The organism is Pseudomonas sp. CG7, assembly GCF_023701885.1.
GTDB classification, from domain to species: Bacteria; Pseudomonadota; Gammaproteobacteria; order Pseudomonadales; family Pseudomonadaceae; genus Aquipseudomonas; species Aquipseudomonas zanjanensis.
The window spans coordinates 16,240-33,273 of sequence record NZ_JABAEE010000005.1 but is presented as its reverse complement, the minus strand read 5'-3'; the positions used below and the strand labels follow the sequence as shown (position 1 = coordinate 33,273).

Genomic DNA, 17,034 nt, shown 5'->3' with positions numbered 1-17,034 from the left:
GCAATGGCGATCAAGGTGTTGCTGGTTGAGGATGATCGGGCCCTGCGCGAGGCGCTGGCCGATACGCTGGTGCTGGCCGGGCACGATTACGCCGCCGTCGGTTCGGCGGAAGAAGCGCTGTTGGCGGTCGGCCGGGAAGCGTTCAGCCTGGTGGTCAGTGACGTCAACATGCCGGGCATGGATGGTCATCAGTTGCTGGGTCTGTTGCGCGCCCGTCAGCCGCAACTGCCGGTCTTGCTGATGACGGCCCACGGGGCCGTCGAGCGAGCGGTGGATGCCATGCGCCAGGGCGCAGCGGATTACCTGGTCAAGCCGTTCGAGCCCAAGGCGCTGCTGGACCTGGTCGCACGTCATGCCTTGGGCAGTCTTGCGGTGGAGGGCGAAGGCCCGGTGGCCATCGAACCGGCTAGCGCGCAGTTGCTGGAATTGGCCGCGCGGGTGGCCCGCAGCGATTCGACGGTGCTGATTTCCGGCGAATCCGGTACGGGCAAGGAAGTACTGGCCCGCTACATCCATCAACAATCCCGGCGTGCCGGGGAACCGTTTATCGCCATCAATTGCGCGGCGATTCCCGACAACATGCTCGAGGCGACACTGTTCGGCCACGAAAAAGGCTCGTTCACTGGCGCCATTGCCGCCCAGGCCGGCAAGTTCGAGCAGGCCGACGGTGGCACGATCCTGCTCGATGAAATTTCCGAAATGCCCTTGGGCCTGCAAGCCAAGCTGTTGCGGGTATTGCAGGAGCGGGAAGTGGAACGGGTTGGTGCCCGCAAGCCCATCAGCCTGGACATCCGCGTGGTGGCGACCACCAACCGCGACCTGGCCGGCGAAGTGGCGGCGGGGCGTTTTCGTGAAGACCTCTATTACCGCCTGTCGGTATTTCCGCTGGCCTGGCGTCCGTTGCGCGAGCGCACCGCCGATATCCTGCCACTGGCCGAGCGGCTGTTGAACAAACACGTCAATAAAATGAAGCATGCGGCGGCCCGGCTTTCAGCCGAGGCCCGGGCTTGTCTGGTTGCCTACCCGTGGCCGGGCAATGTCCGAGAGCTGGATAACGCCATCCAGCGGGCCCTGATCCTGCAGCAGGGCGGTTTGATCCAGCCGGAGGATTTCTGCCTGGCCGGGCCGGTGGCCTGTGCGCCATTGCCGACCCTGGCACCGGTACCCGCCGCAACCACTGCGCCGTCGGTGGATAGGGAGGGCGATTCGGTGGGGGCTTTGGGGGACGACCTGCGGCGCCGCGAGTTCCAGATGATCATCGATACCCTGCGCGCCGAGCGCGGTCGTCGCAAAGAGGCGGCCGAACGCCTGGGCATCAGCCCACGCACCCTGCGCTACAAGCTGGCGCAAATGCGCGACGCCGGCATGGATGTCGAGGCCTATCTGTTCGCCAGTTGAATAAGCACCAGCAATCCCTGTGGGAGCGAGCTTGCTCGCGATAGCGGTGGGTCAGTCAAGTCGAGGTCGGGTGTGATGGGGTTATCGCGAGCAAGCTCGCTCCCACAGGGGGGCTGTGCGCGCATTTGTTTTCTATCGCCATGGAGCTGGCACCCTTGTTGCTAATACCTACGTACCCGCTGAGTAAGTGTCAAAAAAACGCGGGCCGCCAGAGAGAGTAGACCATGAGCCAAGGTATTGAATTTAATCGGTTGATGCTGGACATGCGGGCCATGCAAATGGACGCCATGGCCCAGCCTAAATCGGTCGCGGTCCCCCAGGTGGGTGGCAGCAGCTTTTCCGACATGCTCGGTCAGGCCGTCAATAAAGTGAACGATACCCAGCAGGCTTCGAACCAGTTGGCCAGTGCTTTCGAGATTGGCAAAAGTGGCGTCGACCTGACGGACGTAATGATCTCCTCGCAGAAAGCCACTGTCTCGTTTCAGGCGCTGACCCAGGTTCGCAACAAACTGGTTCAGGCCTACCAAGACATCATGCAGATGCCGGGTTAAGGAAATTATTGAGTCATGGCAGAAGCAGCCGTTGATAACGTTCCAGCCAAGGCCACTCCGGTAGACGGCAAACCGCCGTTGTTCGGTCTGTCCTTCCTGGAAAATCTCTCCGAGATGACCATGCTGCGTCAGGTCGGCCTGTTGGTCGGCCTGGCTGCCAGCGTGGCGATTGGTTTCGCCGTGGTGTTGTGGTCCCAGCAGCCAGACTACCGTCCGTTGTACGGTAGCCTGGAGGGCATGGATGCCAAGCAAGTCATGGAAACCCTGGCTTCTGCCGACATTCCTTACACCGTCGAACCCAACTCTGGCGCCTTGCTGGTCAAGGCCGACGACGTCGCGCGTGCGCGCCTCAAGCTCGCCGCCGCTGGCGTGACGCCGACCGACGGCAACATCGGTTTCGAGATCCTCGACAAGGATCAGGGCCTGGGTACCAGCCAGTTCATGGAAGCGACCCGTTATCGTCGCGGCCTGGAAGGTGAGCTGGCACGGACCATTTCCAGCCTGAACAACGTCAAGGGTGCGCGTGTGCACCTGGCGATTCCGAAAAGCTCGGTGTTCGTGCGCGATGAGCGCAAGCCGAGCGCTTCGGTATTGGTCGAACTGTATTCCGGCCGCTCCCTTGAGCCAGGCCAGGTCGTTGCCATTATCAATCTGGTGGCGACCAGCGTACCCGAGCTGAGCAAGTCGCAGATCACTGTGGTCGACCAGAAGGGCAACCTGCTGGCCGACCAGGCGGAAAATTCCGAACTGACCATGGCCGGCAAGCAATACGACTACAGCCGCCGCATGGAAGGCATGTTCACCCAGCGGGTACATAACATTCTGCAACCCATCCTGGGCAATGGTCGCTACAAGGCCGAAGTCTCCGCGGATGTGGATTTCAGCGCCGTCGAATCGACTTCCGAGCAGTTCAACCCGGATCAACCGGCGTTGCGCAGCGAGCAGTCGGTGAACGAGCAGCGTACCGCCAGCAATGGTCCGCAGGGCGTGCCCGGTGCCCTGAGCAACCAGCCGCCGTCGCCGGCCAGCGCGCCGCAAACCACCGGTGGTGCTACGGCGGCCGCCGGCATGGTGCAGCCAGGCCAGCCGCTGATCGATGCCAATGGCCAGCAAATCATGGATCCGGCCACCGGCCAGCCGATGCTCGCGCCGTACCCGGCCGACAAGCGTCAGCAATCGACCAAGAACTTCGAGCTCGACCGTTCCATCAGCCACACCAAGCAGCAGCAGGGCCGTTTGAATCGCCTGTCGGTCGCCGTGGTGGTGGACGACCAGGTCAAGGTCAACCCTGCCAACGGCGAAACCAGCCGTGCGCCGTGGACCGCCGACGAGTTGGCGCGCTTTACTCGCCTGGTGCAGGACGCGGTTGGTTTCGACGCCAGCCGTGGCGACAGCGTCAGTGTGATCAACGTGCCGTTCTCCCTGGAGCGCGGTGAAGAAATCGCCGACATTCCGTTTTATTCGCAACCCTGGTTCTGGGATGTGGTCAAGCAAGTATTGGGTGTGTTGTTCATCCTGATACTGGTCTTCGGTGTACTGCGTCCGGTGCTCAACAACATCACCGGTGGCGGCAAGAACAAGCAGTTGGCAGGCTTGGGCGATGTCGAGCTGGGAGGCATGGGCGGCCTGGATGGCGAATTGGCCAACGATCGCGTCAGCCTCGGCGGGCCGCAGAGCATCCTGCTGCCAAGCCCGAGCGAAGGCTACGACGCTCAGTTGAACGCCATCAAGAGTCTGGTGGCAGAAGACCCGGGTCGTGTGGCCCAGGTCGTGAAAGAGTGGATTAACGCAGATGAGTGATAATCGAGCCGCTGTTGCCAAATTGTCCCGGGTCGACAAAGCCGCGATCCTGCTGCTGTCCCTGGGTTCGACCGACGCCGCCCAAGTGCTGCGTCACATGGGGCCCAAAGAGGTCCAGCGCGTGGGCGTGGCCATGGCGCAAATGGGCAACGTGCACCGTGAGCAGGTCGAGCAGGTGATGAGCGAGTTCGTCGACATCGTCGGCGATCAGACCAGCCTGGGCGTCGGTTCCGATGACTACGTGCGCAAGATGCTGACCCAGGCACTGGGCGAGGACAAGGCCAACGGCCTCATCGCCCGGATCCTGTTGGGTGGCAACACCAGCGGCCTGGACAGCCTCAAGTGGATGGAGCCGCGGGCGGTTGCCGACGTGATCCGTTACGAGCACCCGCAGATCCAGGCGATCGTGGTGGCTTACCTCGACCCGGACCAGGCAGGTGAAGTGCTCGGCAACTTCGATCACAAGGTGCGCCTGGACATCATCCTGCGGGTGTCGTCGCTCAACACCGTGCAGCCGGCGGCCCTGAAAGAATTGAACCAGATTCTCGAGAAGCAGTTCTCGGGCAACTCCAACGCCTCGCGCACCACCTTGGGTGGCATCAAGCGCGCGGCGGACATCATGAACTTCCTCGACAGTTCGATCGAAGGTCAGCTGATGGACTCGATCCGCGAAGTCGACGAAGACCTGTCCGGTCAGATCGAAGACCTCATGTTCGTGTTCAACAACCTGTCCGATGTCGACGACCGTGGCATCCAGGCGCTGTTGCGCGAAGTGTCGTCCGACGTGCTGGTGCTGGCCCTCAAGGGTTCGGACGAAGGCGTCAAGGAAAAGATCTTCAAGAACATGTCCAAACGGGCGGCCGAACTGTTGCGCGACGACCTCGAGGCCAAGGGCCCGGTGCGCGTCAGCGACGTGGAAACCGCACAGAAGGAAATCCTCACCATCGCCCGCCGCATGGCCGAAGCCGGGGAGATCGTTCTCGGTGGCAAGGGCGGCGAAGAGATGATCTAAGGTCGTTATGTCTGCCAAGAGTGATGAAGCACCCAGCGACCTGATTCGCGGCCGAGACGTCAGTAATTTCGACGTCTGGTCGCTGCCCAGCTTCGACCCCCACGTGCCCGAGCCTGAGCCGGAGCCCGTGGAGGAACTGCCGGAGATGGAGGAGGTGCCGCTGGAAGAAGTCCAGCCGCTGACCCTCGAGGAAGTCGAGAGCATTCGCCAGGAAGCCTATAACGAAGGCTTCGCCGTGGGCGAAAAGGAAGGCTTCCACAGCCCCCCGCTCAAGGTCCGCCAGGAAGCCGATGTGGCGTTGACGGCCAAGCTTCGTGCGGTGGAATCGCTGATGCTCAACCTGTTCGACCCCATTGCCGAGCAGGACACCCAGATCGAGAAATCCCTGGTGGGTTTGGTGCAACACATCGCCAAACAAGTGATCCAGCGCGAACTGGCCATCGATTCGACCCAGATCGAACAGGTCATGCGTGAAGCGCTCAAGCTGTTGCCGTTGGGCGTGGGCAATGTGCGGCTGTACATCAATCCCCAGGATTTCGAACTGGTCAAGGCCCTGCGCGAGCGCCATGAGGAAACCTGGCGCATCGTCGAGGATGCGACGCTGCTGCCGGGCGGTTGTCGGGTGGAAACCGAACACAGCCGCATCGACGCCACGGTTGAAACACGCATCAGCCAGATCATGGCCAAATTGTTCGACCAGCTACACGAACAGGCCCTGCACCCGGCCGCCGCCGACCTGAGCCTGGAGTTGCCGGACGAACTCCAAGGTGACGTGGCGACGGTCGAGGAGGAATTGGACGTGCCTGAATTGGATACTTCTGCACTGGACAGCCGCGATGCGCCTTGAGCGAACCAGCTTCGGCAAGCGCCTGGGCAGCTACGCCGAGGCCAGTGAGCTGGCCGGCCAGCCGATCCTGGAGGGTCGCTTGCTGCGCATGGTTGGCTTGACCCTCGAAGCCGAGGGCCTGCGTGCCGCCATGGGCAGCCGCTGCATGGTAATCAACGACGACAGCTACCATCCGGTGCAGGTCGAAGCCGAAGTCATGGGTTTTTCCGGCAGCAAGGTTTTCTTGATGCCGGTGGGCAGTGTCGCCGGCATCGCCCCCGGCGCGCGCGTGGTGCCCCTGGCCGACAACGGACGCCTGCCCATGGGCATGAGCATGCTCGGACGCGTGCTGGACGGGGCCGGACGGGCCTTGGACGGCAAGGGCGGCATGAAGGCCGAAGACTGGGTGCCGATGGACGGCCCGACGATCAACCCCCTCAAGCGTGACCCCATCAGCGTGCCGCTGGACGTGGGCATTCGTTGCATCAACGGTTTATTGACGGTCGGTCGCGGCCAGCGCCTGGGCCTGTTTGCCGGTACCGGCGTAGGTAAGAGTGTGCTGCTGGGCATGATGACCCGCTTCACCGAAGCCGACATTATCGTAGTAGGGCTGATCGGCGAGCGGGGCCGTGAGGTCAAGGAATTCATCGAGCACATCCTCGGCGAGGAAGGGCTCAAGCGTTCGGTCGTGGTGGCTTCGCCTGCGGACGATGCACCGCTGATGCGTATGCGGGCGGCGATGTATTGCACCCGTATCGCCGAGTATTTCCGCGACAAGGGCAAGAACGTCCTGTTGCTGATGGATTCGCTCACTCGTTTCGCCCAGGCCCAGCGGGAAATCGCCCTGGCCATCGGCGAGCCGCCGGCCACCAAGGGTTATCCGCCTTCGGTGTTCGCCAAGCTGCCGAAACTGGTCGAGCGCGCCGGCAATGCGGAAAAGGGCGGCGGTTCCATCACCGCGTTCTATACCGTGCTGTCCGAAGGTGACGACCAGCAAGACCCCATCGCCGACTCGGCCCGGGGCGTACTCGACGGCCACATCGTGCTGTCCAGGCGCCTGGCCGAAGAAGGGCACTACCCGGCCATCGACATCGAGGCGTCCATCAGTCGGGTCATGCCGTCGGTGATCAGTGCCGAGCATATGAGGCGTGCCCAGCAGTTCAAGCAATATTGGTCGCGCTACCAGCAAAGCCGCGATTTGATCAGCGTCGGCGCCTATGTACCTGGTGGTGACCGCGAGACCGACACCGCCATCAGCCTTTACCCGGCGATGGCCGTTTATCTGCGCCAGAGCCTGAACGACAATATCGGCATGGGTGCCAGCGAAGCGCACCTGCAGACGATTTTCGCTCCGGTCGCTGGCGGATAACCGACCATGGCCACAAGTCGTGCGGCACGCCTGGCGCCCGTGGTGGACATGGCGGAAAAGGCCGAGAAGACCGCCGTCCAGCGCCTGGCGTATTTCCAGGGGCAAGTGGCCGTTGCCGAGAGCAAGCTGGCAGACCTCGAAAATTTTCGACTCGAATACCAGGAGCAGTGGATCGCCCGTGGCGCCCATGGGGTGTCGGGGCAGTGGTTGTTGGGTTACCAAGGATTTCTTGCGCAACTGGGCACTGCCATCGATCAGCAGCGCCAGAGCCTGGTCTGGCACCAGAACAACCTGGAGAAGGCCCGCCAGAGCTGGCAAGAAGCATTCGCCCGGGTCGAAGGGCTGCGCAAACTGGTGCAGCGCTATATCGATGAGGCGCGGCAACTGGAAGACAAGCGCGAACAGAAACTGCTCGATGAATTGTCCCAGCGCCTGCCGCGGCAGAATCCCTACTGATGGGAAACGAGGATTTTGTCGGATGAACGAGGCAAAACCTTGCTCAGACCTTTACCAGATGCTACACCTTGTACACGTATGTCCATGACAAGGAAGCCGATCATGTCAGTCGTTACCGAAGTATCCCCCGATGGGCATAAGCTGACGATCTCGATCAAGGGTCGATTCGATTTCGGGCGGCATCAGGAGTTTCGTGAGTCCTATGAGCGGCTCCACAAGAAACCTGACTCCATCGTGGTGGATTTGAAAGAAGCCACTTACCTCGACAGTTCCGCCTTAGGCATGCTCCTGCTGTTGCGCGATCATGCCGGTGGCGACCAGTCGGATATCCGCGTCGTCAACAGCAGCAGCGACGTCAAGAAAATCCTCGCGATCTCCAATTTCGACAAGCTGTTCGACATCAGTTGATCGCCATGCAATCGTCGTCGGAGCCACTGACGGTCCTGATTGCCGAAGACAGCGCCGCTGATCGACTGCTGCTGTCGACCATTGTCCGCCGCCAGGGCCATCATGTGCTCACGGCGGCCGATGGCGCCGAAGCGGTCGATGTCTATCTGCAACAGCGTCCGCACCTGGTGCTGATGGATGCGATGATGCCGGTGATGGACGGCTTCGAAGCGGCGCAGAAAATCAAACAGTTGGCCGGGGACCAGTTGGTCCCGATCATTTTCCTCACCTCGCTGACTGAGAGCGAAGCCCTGGCCCGTTGCCTGGAAGCAGGCGGCGACGATTTCCTGGCAAAACCCTACAACCAAGTGATCCTGACGGCCAAGATCAAGGCCATGGACCGCTTGCGCCGGTTGCAGGCCACGGTGGTGGAGCAGCGCGACCAGATCGCCCGGCACCATGATTACCTGCTCAACGAACAACGGGTCGCCAAGGCCGTGTTCGACAAGATCGCCCACTCCGGTTGCCTGAGCGCGCCGAACATCCGTTATTTGCAATCACCCTACGCCTTGTTCAACGGCGACCTGCTGCTGGCCGCGTTCAACCCGGCCGGCGACATGCACATCCTGTTGGGGGATTTCACCGGGCATGGCCTGCCGGCGGCGGTCGGCGCGATGCCCCTGGCGGAAGTGTTCTACGGGATGACGGCCAAGGGCTATGGGCTGGCGCAAATCCTGCGGGAGATGAATGCCAAGCTCAAACGCATCCTGCCAGTGGATATGTTCTGCTGCGCGACGCTGTTATGCCTGAGCTTCCAGCGCTGTACGGTGGAGATCTGGAACGGCGGCATGCCCGATGGTTACCTGCATGACAGCCTCAGCGGCGTGCGCACGCCCTTACCGGCGCGACACCTGCCATTGGGCGTGCTCACCCCGCAGTTGTTCGATGACCGCACCGAAGTGCATCCGATGTCGCTGGGGGATCGGGTGTTCCTGCTGTCCGATGGTGTCATCGAGACCAGTGACCGCGATGACCAGCCGTTTGGCGTGGAGCGGTTGCAGCAGGTGTTTTCGGCCAACCGTGAACCCGACCGTCTTTTTGAGGATATCCAGCAGGCGCTGCTGGATTTTCGTGGTGAGGCCCGTGACGACTTCAGCATGGTCGAGGTGCGGCTGGTCGCTCCGACGCAACTCAATCCACCACCACCGGTCTATTCCGATAGCGGCCAGTCCAGCCCGCTGGATTGGTCGGTGAGTTTCGAGTTCCGTGCGCAGACGCTCAAGCGCTTCAACCCGATGCCCTACCTGTTGCAATTGCTGCTGGAGGTGCATGGGCTCAGGGCGCAGAGCGGCGCGCTTTACAGCGTCATGTCGGAGCTCTACTCCAATGCCCTGGATCACGGGGTGCTGGGCCTCGATTCGAGTCTCAAGCGTGATGCAGCGGGTTTCGCCCGCTACTACAGGGAGCGCAATACACGCCTGGATGAGTTGAGCGACGGTTACGTGCGGGTGCACTTGCACGTTTCGCCAAACGGCGAGGGCGGTCGCCTGGCCATCGAAGTCGAAGACAGTGGCGAAGGGTTCGATGTCGCCCGGGTGCTGGCACGGCCCGTGGACAGTGATCGATTGTCGGGACGCGGCGTGAGCCTGGTTCGCCAACTGAGCCACCAGGCCAGTTGGTCAGACGATGGTCGTAGTGCGCGCGTGGAGTTTTTCTGGGAGGCTCTGGCATAATTGGGGCCATTCTTGATCAGGGAGCGAACAAGTGAACGAGATTCATCTGGACCGCGACGTGCTTAGCACGTTGAAGGAAGTCATGGAGGAGGGGTATCCGGAGTTGCTGGATACGTTTCTCAACGACTCCGAGGCTCGCTTGCGCGTGCTGCATGAAGCACGGGACGCTGAAAAACTGAGCGCCACCGCCCACAGCTTCAAGGGCAGCAGCAGCAACATGGGCGCCATTCGCCTGGCCGAGTTGTGCGGCGAGCTGGAACAGCGTGCCAAGCAGCCGTCCTTGGGCGGCATCGAAAACCTGGTCAACGAAATCGACAGCGAATTTGCCCATGTCCGCAAGCTGTGCCGGGAAGAGCGTGAAGGTTTCCACTGCTGAGATTTGACGGTCGGGTAAAACGTTGGCCCGTGCCTTGCATTGCCTAGTCTCGACTGTACCTATGATTCCAGTGCAGCGGAGACCTTTTTATGCCCGTCACCCCTAATTCATTGCTTCAGGCCTCCGTCCAGGCCAAGCCCCAGGCCGCCGTCAATTCACCGGCAGCCGCCCCGGACCTCGGGGATAGAGCCTCCAGCTTCGCTCAAGTCTTCGCCAAGCAGGCGCCTGCCAAAGCAGCGGCGGCCCCTGAGCCCGTGGTGAAACCGGCGCGCGACAAGGCCGCTGACAACACCGTCAAAAAAGACGCCGGCAACGAAACCCCTGCCGCCCCGGAACCGACGGTTGCCGATAGCGGCAAACCCTTGCCCGCGGACAAAGCGGCTAGCACCGACGACAAAGCGGCCAGCGATAACGATGCCGACGCGGCTGAAGCGCCGGTGGCGGATGCGGCACCGGTCGATCCGAGCCTCGACCCAGGCGCGCTGACGGACATGGCGGTGCCGGTCGCGACAGCCCCGGCCGAACCTGTCCCCGTGGTGGTCACGGCTGAGGCTCAGGTAACGACTGCGGTCGCGGCACCGGTTGTCCCATTGGCCGCACCGGCCCAACCTGCGGTTCCGGTCGTCGATCCAGCCTTCGACCCACAAGCCGATCCGCTCGACGCATTGCCCGCCTTGCGCTTGGCGATGGAGCAGAGCGGTCATGTTTCCGCCAGCAGCCAGGCACAGCCCAAGAGCGCTGCCCCGGCGTCGCTCGACGGCGAGCCGACTTCAGCGCAGACCTTCGCCGCCGGCATGGCCAGCATGCTCAGCGTGCAAGCCGACCAGAACAGCACCGAGTCCGGCAGCCAGGGTGGCGACAAGGCCTTCGGCGGCTTGATCAGCGAGGGTCTCAAGGACTTGAGCGCCGCGTCCAGTGACACCCGCGTAGACGATTTCGCCACCCGCCTGGCTGCACTGACCCAGGCCGCCACGCCCAAAACCGCCAACGCGGTGCCGGTCAATCACCCTATCGCGATGAACCAGAGCGGTTGGACCGAAGAGGTGGTGAACCGGGTGATGTACCTGTCCAGCGTCAATCTCAAGGCGGCCGACATCCAATTGCAGCCCGCCGAACTCGGGCGCCTGGATATCCGGGTGAACATGGAGCCGGACCAGCAGACCCAGGTCACCTTCATGAGCGCCCACTCCGGCGTTCGCGAAGCCCTCGAAGGCCAGATGCATCGCCTGCGGGACAGTTTTGCCCAGCAGGGCATGGGCCAGGTCGACGTCAGCGTGTCGGACCAATCCCGTGGTTCGCAGAACCAGGAGCAGCAAGCCCAGCAGCAGGCCCGGGCGGGGCGTTCGACATCTTCCGGTGGACCGGTGGATGCCGGGGATGAAGCCACTGCGGCCAGCATCGCTGAAGTGGCCGCCAGCACGACCAGCGTCATCGGCACCAGCGCGGTCGACTACTACGCCTGATCCAACGCAGCTCACCCCTGTGGGAGCGAGCTTGCTCGCGATAGCGGATGGTCAGTCACCTTTGCAGGGGCTGGTCCACCGCCGCTATCGCGAGCAAGCTCGCTCCCACATTGGTTTTTATGGGTTCTGTAGATCGCATCTGCCTCGTCATCCTGAGTACCGACACTTCTGGCATAACACTTGCTCCAGCCTTGCCGTGCAACAGTGAAAACCCCGATTAGTGACGGATTATTGGCATGGCGAAGAGCGAAGCAGCAGCTGTAAAAGACCCTGCAACCAAAGGCAAACTCAAGCTGATCATCATGATCGTGGTGGGTTTGCTCCTGGCGATCGGCGTGTCCGTGGGGGCAACCTGGTATTTCATGCACAGCGCTCAAAGCAAGCCGGCGGCGGCAGCGGCCGAAGTCGCGCCAGTGGGCAAGCAGCCGGCGATTTTCGAACCGATGGCGCCGGCCTTCGTGGCCAACTACACCGTGAACGGTCGCCAACGCTACATGCAGGTCAGCATTACTTTGCAGGGTCGCAACCAGGCTGACCTGGAAGCGCTTCGGGTGCACATGCCGTTGATTCGCAACAACCTGGTGATGCTGTTTTCCGGACAGAGTTTCGACACCCTGGCCACCCCCGTCGGCCAGGAAATGCTGCGCCAGAAAGCCACGGCCAGCGTGCAGGAAGTGGCTCAGAAAGAGCTCGGCAAAGTGGTGATCGAACAGTTGCTCTTCACTAACTTCGTATTGCAGTAGGAACACGACATGGCCGTGCAGGACCTGCTGTCCCAGGACGAAATCGATGCGCTGTTGCATGGTGTCGACGACGGTCTGGTACAGACCGAAAACGCTGCTGAACCGGGCAGCGTCAAAAGCTACGACCTGACCAGCCAGGATCGCATCGTTCGCGGACGCATGCCGACCCTGGAAATGATCAACGAGCGTTTCGCCCGGTACACCCGCATCAGCATGTTCAACATGCTGCGTCGCTCGGCCGATGTGGCCGTGGGTGGCGTGCAGGTGATGAAGTTCGGCGAGTACGTGCATTCGCTGTACGTGCCCACCAGCCTCAACCTGGTGAAGATCAAGCCGTTGCGCGGCACTGCGTTGTTCATCCTCGACGCCAAACTGGTGTTCAAGCTGGTGGACAACTTCTTCGGCGGCGACGGTCGTCACGCCAAGATCGAAGGTCGCGAATTCACCCCGACCGAGCTGCGAGTGGTGCGCATGGTGCTGGAGCAGGCCTTCATCGATTTGAAGGAAGCCTGGCAGGCGATCATGGAAGTGAACTTCGAGTACATCAACTCGGAAGTGAACCCGGCCATGGCCAACATCGTCGGGCCGAGCGAAGCCATCGTGGTCTCGACCTTCCACATCGAACTCGATGGCGGTGGCGGCGACCTGCACGTGACCATGCCGTATTCGATGATCGAGCCGGTGCGGGAAATGCTCGTCGCCGGTTTCCAGTCGGACCTCGACGACCAGGACGAGCGCTGGATCAACGCCTTGCGCCAGGACGTGCTCGACGTCGATGTGCCGATCGGCGCGACGGTCGCCCGGCGCCCACTGCGCCTGCGGGACATCTTGCACATGCAGCCGGGTGACATCATTCCGGTCGAGATGCCCGACGAAATGATCATGCGCGCCAATGGCGTACCGGCCTTCAAGGTCAAGATGGGCTCTCACAAAGGCAACCTGGCGTTGCAGGTGATCGAGCCGATCGAACGCCGCTGAGCGGTGTCGAATTTTTAAGGTTGCGTTTCTAACTGATTTTTGCCCGCCGAGGACAAATGATGGCTAACGATATGAACACCCAGGATGACCAGGCGCTGGCCGACGAGTGGGCCGCGGCCCTGGAAGAAACCGGCGATGCCGGGCAGGCTGACATCGATGCCTTGCTGGCCGCCGATAGCGGTAACCACGGCTCCAATCGCTTGCCGATGGAAGAGTTTGGCAGCGTGCCCAAGAGCAATGAACAGGTGACGCTGGACGGGCCGAACCTGGACGTGATCCTCGACATTCCGGTGTCCATCTCCATGGAAGTGGGCAGCACCGATATCAACATCCGCAACCTGCTGCAGCTCAACCAGGGCTCGGTGATCGAGCTGGACCGCCTGGCCGGCGAGCCGCTCGACGTGCTGGTCAACGGCACCTTGATCGCCCATGGCGAAGTGGTGGTGGTCAACGAGAAGTTCGGCATTCGCCTGACGGACGTGATCAGCCCGAGCGAACGCATCAAGAAGTAGCGCTGAGTGAAAGGTTTCCTCGCCGCAGCGTCGATGCTGCCCTTGAGCGTGCTGGCGGCCGAACCGGTTACCACGGCGGCCGTTGCGCCGGCGTCGGGCACGGGTATCGCCGGGCCACTGGCGCACCTGGTGCTCGGCTTGCTGCTGGTGCTGGGCTTGATCTTCTTTCTCGCCTGGTTGGTGCGGCGCGTGCAACAGGCGGGGCCTGCGGGCAAGGGCCAGGTCATCGACATCGTCGGTTCCCGTGCGCTCGGGCCGCGCGACCGGCTGGTGCTGGTGCAGGTCGGCAACGAGCAGATCCTGCTGGGCCTGAGCCCGGGCACCATCACTGCGTTGCACGTCCTCAAGGAGCCGGTACAGGTACCCTCCACCGAGTCGGCCAGCCCCGAATTTGCCCAGCGCCTCATGGAGCTGCTGGGGAAAGACCAGAAGGATAAAAAGTAATGCCGTTGCGCATTCTGTTGGCATTGGCCCTGATGCTGGCCGCACCGTTGGCGTTCGCCGCGGACCCGCTATCGATCCCGGCGATCACCCTGGGAACCAACGCCGAAGGGGCCCAGGAATATTCGGTCAGCTTGCAGATCCTGCTGATCATGACCGCGCTGAGTTTCATTCCGGCGTTCGTCATGCTGATGACCAGCTTCACCCGGATCATCATTGTCTTTTCGATCCTGCGCCAGGCCCTGGGCCTGCAACAGACCCCTTCGAACCAGATCCTCACCGGCATGGCGCTGTTCCTGACCATGTTCATCATGGCGCCTGTGTTCGACCGGGTGAACCGGGATGCGCTGCAGCCTTACCTGGCGGAACAACTCAGCGCCCAGGATGCCGTGGCCAAGGCCCAGGTGCCGATCAAGGACTTCATGCTGGCCCAGACTCGCAGCAGCGACTTGGAATTGTTCATGCGCCTGTCCAAGCGCACCGACATCCCGAGTGCCGACCAGGCACCGCTGACCATCCTGGTGCCGGCGTTCGTGACGTCCGAGCTGAAGACCGCGTTCCAGATCGGTTTCATGATTTTCATCCCGTTCCTGATCATCGACCTGGTGGTCGCCAGCGTACTGATGGCCATGGGTATGATGATGCTCTCGCCGCTGATCATTTCCCTGCCGTTCAAGATCATGCTGTTTGTATTGGTGGATGGCTGGGCGCTGATCATCGGTACCCTGGCGGGCAGTTTCGGCGGTGTTTAGGCCTCTTGTGCGGGTAGGACGATATGACGCCTGAAGTAGCGGTAGACCTGTTTCGTGAAGCGCTCTGGCTGACGGCTTCGATGGTTGCCATCCTGGTGATCCCCAGCCTGCTGGTGGGCTTGCTGGTGGCGATGTTCCAGGCCGCGACCCAGATCAACGAACAGACCTTGAGCTTCCTGCCGCGCCTGCTGGTAATGCTGGTGACGTTGATCGTCGCCGGCCCCTGGATGGTACAGACCTTCATGGAATACATCCTGCAGTTGTACGGCAGTATTCCGCAGTTGATCGGCTGACCCCATGTCGATGCTCGAGCTGACGGACACCCAGATCAGCACGTGGGTGGCATCGTTCATCCTGCCGCTGTTTCGCGTCACCGCGGTGCTGATGAGCATGCCGATCTTCGGCACGACACTGGTGCCACCTCGGGTGCGTTTGTACTTCGCCCTGGCGATCACGGTGGTTATCGCGCCCGGGCTGCCACCGATGCCGCCGGTCAATGCCCTGGACCTCAGCGCGCTGATGCTGGTGGCCGAGCAGATTCTCATCGGTGCCTTGATGGGGTTCTCGTTGCAGCTGTTTTTCCAGGCCTTTGTGGTGGCCGGGCAAATCATTTCGATCCAGATGGGCATGGCCTTCGCGTCCATGATCGACCCCACCAACGGCGTCAACACCGCGGTGATCGGCCAGTTCCTGACGATGCTGGTGACCCTGTTGTTCCTCGCCATGAACGGGCATCTGGTGGTGTTCGAGGTCTTGACCGAGAGCTTTACCACCATGCCGGTGGGCAGTGCGTTCCTGATCAATCACTTCTGGGAAATCGCTGGCAAGCTCGGCTGGGTCATGGGTGCCGCGATGGTGCTGGTATTGCCGGCGATCACCGCGTTGCTGGTGGTCAACATCGCGTTTGGCGTAATGACTCGCGCGGCGCCGCAACTGAATATCTTCTCCATTGGTTTCCCTCTGACCCTGGTGCTGGGCATGGTGATCTTCTGGATCAGTCTGGGGGATATCCTCAACCAGTATCAGCCGCTGGCCACCCAGGCCTTGCAGCTTTTACGTGACATGGCACAGGCGCGCTGAACCATGGCCGAGAGCGAGAGTGGTCAGGACAAGACAGAAGACCCCACGGAAAAGCGCCTGCGCGAGTCCCGGGAAAAGGGCGAGATTGCCCGCTCCAAGGAACTCAATACGCTGGCGGTGATGCTGGCAGGAGCGGGTGGGTTGTTGATTTATGGCGGCGGGTTGGCCTTGGACCTGCTGGAAATCATGCGCCTGAATTTCTCCCTGCCTCGCGAAGTACTGCTCTCTCCGGGGTCCATGGCCCAGCATCTGCTGCACTCGGGCAAGATCGCGATCCTGGCGGTGCAGCCGATCCTGATCTGCCTGTTGCTGGCTGCGGTGATCGGCCCGATTTCCCTGGGCGGCTGGCTGTTCGCCGCCGGAAGCCTGGCCCCCAAGTTCAGCCGGATGAATCCGGCCGCCGGCCTCAAGCGCATGTTTTCCACCACGGCGCTGATGGAGTTGCTCAAGGCATTCGGGAAGTTCCTGCTGGTTCTGTTCGTTGCGCTGACGGTGTTGCAGGCCGACATCGACGATCTGCTGCGCATTGCTCACGAACCGCTGGAACAGGCCATTATCCACAGTGTGCAGTTAGTGGGCTGGAGCACATTGTGGATGGCCTGCGGCTTGATCCTGATTGCCGCCATCGACGTGCCGATCCAACTCTATCAGAGCAAGCAAAAGCTGTTGATGACCAAGCAGGAAGTGCGCGACGAGCACAAGGATGCGGAAGGCAAGCCGGAGGTCAAGCAGCGCATTCGTCAGTTGCAGCGCGAGGTCTCCCAGCGGCGGATGATGGCGGCGATCCCTGACGCCGACGTGGTCATCACCAACCCGACCCACTACGCCGTCGCCCTCAAGTACGACCCCGAAAAAGGCACCGCTCCCGTGTTGCTGGCCAAGGGCAGTGACTTCCTGGCACTGAAGATCCGCGAGATCGCCGTGGCCAATGAAGTGATGCTGCTCGAATCCCCGGCGTTGGCGCGATCAATCTATTACTCCACCGAACTCGACCAGGAAATCCCTGGGGGCCTGTATTTGGCTGTTGCGCAGGTATTGGCCTACGTCTACCAGATCCGCCAGCACCGCGCCGGCAAGGGCAAACGCCCCGAACCGCTCAAGGATTTGCCGATTCCGCCGGATTTGCGGCGGGATGTTTGATGGGGTTTCAGTGGAGG

At 61.8% G+C, this 17,034-nt stretch carries 19 protein-coding genes; all 19 read left to right on the top strand.

Features of this window, described 5'->3' with window-relative positions:
* Window positions 1-3 precede the first annotated feature (3 nt).
* On the top strand, window positions 4-1,398 hold the full coding sequence (fleR, locus tag HGO40_RS03880; protein ID WP_250962005.1) for a sigma-54-dependent response regulator transcription factor FleR: 1,395 nt from the start codon (window positions 4-6) through the stop codon (window positions 1,396-1,398).
* 224 nt (window positions 1,399-1,622) lie between these two features.
* A complete protein-coding gene (gene fliE / locus HGO40_RS03875) occupies window positions 1,623-1,949 on the top strand; it encodes a flagellar hook-basal body complex protein FliE (protein ID WP_250961950.1) in 327 nt (108 codons plus the stop codon).
* 15 nt (window positions 1,950-1,964) lie between these two features.
* On the top strand, window positions 1,965-3,749 hold the full coding sequence (gene fliF / locus HGO40_RS03870; RefSeq protein ID WP_250961949.1) for a flagellar basal-body MS-ring/collar protein FliF: 1,785 nt from the start codon (window positions 1,965-1,967) through the stop codon (window positions 3,747-3,749).
* Window positions 3,742-4,761 (top strand): flagellar motor switch protein FliG, encoded by a 1,020-nt coding sequence (fliG, locus tag HGO40_RS03865; RefSeq protein WP_250961948.1) that lies wholly within the window; start codon window positions 3,742-3,744, stop codon window positions 4,759-4,761. The genes fliF and fliG overlap by 8 nt, the downstream gene beginning before the upstream one ends.
* Window positions 4,762-4,768: 7 nt before the next feature.
* Entirely contained in the window at window positions 4,769-5,608 is an 840-nt protein-coding gene (gene fliH / locus HGO40_RS03860) for a flagellar assembly protein FliH (RefSeq protein WP_250961947.1), read from the top strand.
* Window positions 5,598-6,956: a flagellar protein export ATPase FliI gene (gene fliI / locus HGO40_RS03855; protein ID WP_186704668.1), complete on the top strand. Its 1,359-nt coding sequence runs from the start codon at window positions 5,598-5,600 to the stop codon at window positions 6,954-6,956. The genes fliH and fliI overlap by 11 nt, the downstream gene beginning before the upstream one ends.
* 6 nt (window positions 6,957-6,962) lie before the next feature.
* Complete coding sequence (gene fliJ, locus HGO40_RS03850; RefSeq protein ID WP_186704669.1) at window positions 6,963-7,412, top strand: flagellar export protein FliJ; 450 nt, start codon at window positions 6,963-6,965, stop codon at window positions 7,410-7,412.
* 102 nt (window positions 7,413-7,514) lie between these two features.
* Window positions 7,515-7,820, top strand: coding sequence for an STAS domain-containing protein (locus HGO40_RS03845; protein ID WP_186704670.1), 306 nt, complete (start codon window positions 7,515-7,517; stop codon window positions 7,818-7,820).
* A gap of 5 nt (window positions 7,821-7,825) precedes the next feature.
* Entirely contained in the window at window positions 7,826-9,532 is a 1,707-nt protein-coding gene (locus tag HGO40_RS03840) for an ATP-binding SpoIIE family protein phosphatase (RefSeq protein ID WP_250961946.1), read from the top strand.
* A 31-nt stretch (window positions 9,533-9,563) separates the two neighbouring features.
* Window positions 9,564-9,908, top strand: a complete 345-nt coding sequence (locus HGO40_RS03835; protein WP_186728619.1) for an Hpt domain-containing protein — start codon at window positions 9,564-9,566, stop codon at window positions 9,906-9,908.
* 89 nt (window positions 9,909-9,997) lie between these two features.
* Window positions 9,998-11,371: a flagellar hook-length control protein FliK gene (locus HGO40_RS03830; RefSeq protein WP_250961945.1), complete on the top strand. Its 1,374-nt coding sequence runs from the start codon at window positions 9,998-10,000 to the stop codon at window positions 11,369-11,371.
* A gap of 236 nt (window positions 11,372-11,607) precedes the next feature.
* Window positions 11,608-12,114 (top strand): flagellar basal body-associated protein FliL, encoded by a 507-nt coding sequence (gene fliL, locus HGO40_RS03825; RefSeq protein ID WP_186704674.1) that lies wholly within the window; start codon window positions 11,608-11,610, stop codon window positions 12,112-12,114.
* Window positions 12,115-12,123: 9 nt separating this feature from the next.
* On the top strand, window positions 12,124-13,092 hold the full coding sequence (gene fliM / locus HGO40_RS03820; protein WP_250961944.1) for a flagellar motor switch protein FliM: 969 nt from the start codon (window positions 12,124-12,126) through the stop codon (window positions 13,090-13,092).
* A 59-nt stretch (window positions 13,093-13,151) separates the two neighbouring features.
* On the top strand, window positions 13,152-13,604 hold the full coding sequence (fliN, locus tag HGO40_RS03815; RefSeq protein WP_250961943.1) for a flagellar motor switch protein FliN: 453 nt from the start codon (window positions 13,152-13,154) through the stop codon (window positions 13,602-13,604).
* A gap of 6 nt (window positions 13,605-13,610) precedes the next feature.
* On the top strand, window positions 13,611-14,048 hold the full coding sequence (fliO, locus tag HGO40_RS03810; protein ID WP_250961942.1) for a flagellar biosynthetic protein FliO: 438 nt from the start codon (window positions 13,611-13,613) through the stop codon (window positions 14,046-14,048).
* Complete coding sequence (fliP, locus tag HGO40_RS03805; protein WP_186704677.1) at window positions 14,048-14,797, top strand: flagellar type III secretion system pore protein FliP; 750 nt, start codon at window positions 14,048-14,050, stop codon at window positions 14,795-14,797. Before fliO ends, fliP begins: the two co-directional genes overlap by 1 nt.
* Before the next feature lie 23 nt (window positions 14,798-14,820).
* Entirely contained in the window at window positions 14,821-15,090 is a 270-nt protein-coding gene (gene fliQ, locus HGO40_RS03800; protein ID WP_250961941.1) for a flagellar biosynthesis protein FliQ, read from the top strand.
* Between the two features lie 4 nt (window positions 15,091-15,094).
* Window positions 15,095-15,877, top strand: a complete 783-nt coding sequence (fliR, locus tag HGO40_RS03795; RefSeq protein WP_250961940.1) for a flagellar biosynthetic protein FliR — start codon at window positions 15,095-15,097, stop codon at window positions 15,875-15,877.
* Between the two features lie 3 nt (window positions 15,878-15,880).
* Window positions 15,881-17,017 carry a flagellar biosynthesis protein FlhB gene (flhB, locus tag HGO40_RS03790; protein WP_250961939.1) on the top strand — a complete coding sequence of 379 codons (1,137 nt, stop codon included), beginning with the start codon at window positions 15,881-15,883 and terminating at the stop codon, window positions 17,015-17,017.
* The last annotated feature ends 17 nt before the right edge of the window (window positions 17,018-17,034 follow it).

What these genes read in the sequence shown, in the direction of transcription:
- fleR (WP_250962005.1), top strand. Translation starts at nt 4, where the DNA reads ATGGCGATCAAGGTGTTGCTGGTTGAGGATGATCGGGCCCTGCGCGAG.
- fliE (WP_250961950.1), top strand. Translation starts at nt 1,623, where the DNA reads ATGAGCCAAGGTATTGAATTTAATCGGTTGATGCTGGACATGCGGGCC.
- fliF (WP_250961949.1), top strand. Translation starts at nt 1,965, where the DNA reads ATGGCAGAAGCAGCCGTTGATAACGTTCCAGCCAAGGCCACTCCGGTA.
- fliG (WP_250961948.1), top strand. Translation starts at nt 3,742, where the DNA reads ATGAGTGATAATCGAGCCGCTGTTGCCAAATTGTCCCGGGTCGACAAA.
- fliH (WP_250961947.1), top strand. Translation starts at nt 4,769, where the DNA reads ATGTCTGCCAAGAGTGATGAAGCACCCAGCGACCTGATTCGCGGCCGA.
- fliI (WP_186704668.1), top strand. Translation starts at nt 5,598, where the DNA reads ATGCGCCTTGAGCGAACCAGCTTCGGCAAGCGCCTGGGCAGCTACGCC.
- fliJ (WP_186704669.1), top strand. Translation starts at nt 6,963, where the DNA reads ATGGCCACAAGTCGTGCGGCACGCCTGGCGCCCGTGGTGGACATGGCG.
- HGO40_RS03845 (WP_186704670.1), top strand. Translation starts at nt 7,515, where the DNA reads ATGTCAGTCGTTACCGAAGTATCCCCCGATGGGCATAAGCTGACGATC.
- HGO40_RS03840 (WP_250961946.1), top strand. Translation starts at nt 7,826, where the DNA reads ATGCAATCGTCGTCGGAGCCACTGACGGTCCTGATTGCCGAAGACAGC.
- HGO40_RS03830 (WP_250961945.1), top strand. Translation starts at nt 9,998, where the DNA reads ATGCCCGTCACCCCTAATTCATTGCTTCAGGCCTCCGTCCAGGCCAAG.
- fliL (WP_186704674.1), top strand. Translation starts at nt 11,608, where the DNA reads ATGGCGAAGAGCGAAGCAGCAGCTGTAAAAGACCCTGCAACCAAAGGC.
- fliM (WP_250961944.1), top strand. Translation starts at nt 12,124, where the DNA reads ATGGCCGTGCAGGACCTGCTGTCCCAGGACGAAATCGATGCGCTGTTG.
- fliN (WP_250961943.1), top strand. Translation starts at nt 13,152, where the DNA reads ATGGCTAACGATATGAACACCCAGGATGACCAGGCGCTGGCCGACGAG.
- fliP (WP_186704677.1), top strand. Translation starts at nt 14,048, where the DNA reads ATGCCGTTGCGCATTCTGTTGGCATTGGCCCTGATGCTGGCCGCACCG.
- fliQ (WP_250961941.1), top strand. Translation starts at nt 14,821, where the DNA reads ATGACGCCTGAAGTAGCGGTAGACCTGTTTCGTGAAGCGCTCTGGCTG.
- fliR (WP_250961940.1), top strand. Translation starts at nt 15,095, where the DNA reads ATGTCGATGCTCGAGCTGACGGACACCCAGATCAGCACGTGGGTGGCA.
- flhB (WP_250961939.1), top strand. Translation starts at nt 15,881, where the DNA reads ATGGCCGAGAGCGAGAGTGGTCAGGACAAGACAGAAGACCCCACGGAA.